General features: G+C 68.4%; 2 protein-coding genes. One reads left to right on the top strand and one right to left on the bottom strand.

The genetic code is table 11. The features are described from left to right. On the bottom strand, window positions 1–597 hold a 597-nt coding region (locus ACWD1Z_RS37690), incomplete at its 3' end, for a helix-turn-helix domain-containing protein (protein ID WP_451125458.1). Between the two features lie 284 nt (window positions 598–881). Between ACWD1Z_RS37690 and ACWD1Z_RS37685 the strand changes: the two genes are divergently transcribed. After that, the coding region (locus tag ACWD1Z_RS37685) for an NUDIX domain-containing protein (protein WP_451125456.1) at window positions 882–1,285 on the top strand (404 nt) is incomplete at its 3' end.

Raw genomic sequence — 1,285 nt, 5'->3', positions numbered from 1 at the left:
GCCGGACCCCAAGCGCCGGGGCACCAAGAGCGACCGCATCCTGCTCCGCGGGGATGTGCCCTCGCCCGCGCGGCCGGACGGCTCGGCGACCACCTTGGCAATCACGATGAACCGGGAGTGGTCGTCGATGCCGGTGACCAGCTTGCACTCGCGCCCGCTGGCCAGGAACACCCCGCCCATGATGTCCAGCTGCCACAGCTGCATCGGGGCGTCGCGCTGCCAGCGGCGATAGACCCGACGGTGGTTCTGCTCCTGGTGGTTGATCAGTCCGTGACGGGTCAGGATCCGGTGCACGGTGGACCGGCCGGGCACCGGCACCAGCCCGCGCTGGCCCAGCTCGTGGACGATCCGGCGGGCGCCCCAGCGGGGGTATGAGCGGCGCAGTTCGCAGACCAGGGCCTCGACCTCGGCGGGCACCTGGTGCGGCGATACGTGCGGTCGGCGCGACTTGTCCACCAGAGCGTCCAGCCCGCCGGCGTGGTACCGCTCGACCCAGGTGTACACCGACTGCCGCGACGCACCGAACTGGCGGGCTACCTGCGCTACCGGCGCCCCGTCCAGCACCTGGAGCACCGCCCGGTAGCGATGCTCAGCCATCCATCGTCGGTCGTCCACCGGCTCTGGCTCACGAGTTTCCGTCACGAAAGGACCAACGAGCCACGGTCGTCCAGGATGTGCCGAGACCGTCAAAAGTGCCGTGGGACCGTCCAGGACCAGCCGGGACAGAACTGTCCAACAACCCGTGGGACTTCACACTACGGGGAGAACGAAATGGCCGTTGACAGGCGAACACCCACCTGAGCGAACCCGTTCGAGAAACTGTTCGGAGATCAGAACGCACGAGTCGGGCTATCACCAGAGCAGGCGGGCATCATGTCGAGGTGGCTGCTCCCGACTCTCCACCGCTCGCCGTTGACGACCGCGGCAACGCCCTGGTCACCTTCGTCCGAGGAGCGGAAGACAAGCCGCCTGGTGATGCACCCCTGCCGGTTGCGCTGGTGGCCCTGTGGCACGGCAGCCGCGTCTTGATGGCCTTCAACCGGTTCCGGCAGGCGTGGGAACTGCCAGGCGGGCGGATCGATCCCGGCGAGACTGCTCGCCAGGCAGCCGCGCGCGAGTTGCTGGAGGAAACCAGTCACGTGCCCCACGGGCAACTCTGCTTCGTCGGCTTCGCGGGCTTCACCCTGGCGCCCGACGAGCGTGCCGAATACGGTGCCCTGTTCACCGGCCAGGTCGCTGATGTCTCGCCGCTATTCCAGCCCAACGACGAGATCGCGGCCATCCG

The sequence above is a fragment of the Streptomyces sp. NPDC002784 genome (assembly GCF_053592135.1).
Note: the sequence above shows the minus strand (reverse complement) of the source record. Positions and strands in the feature narration are given on the sequence as shown.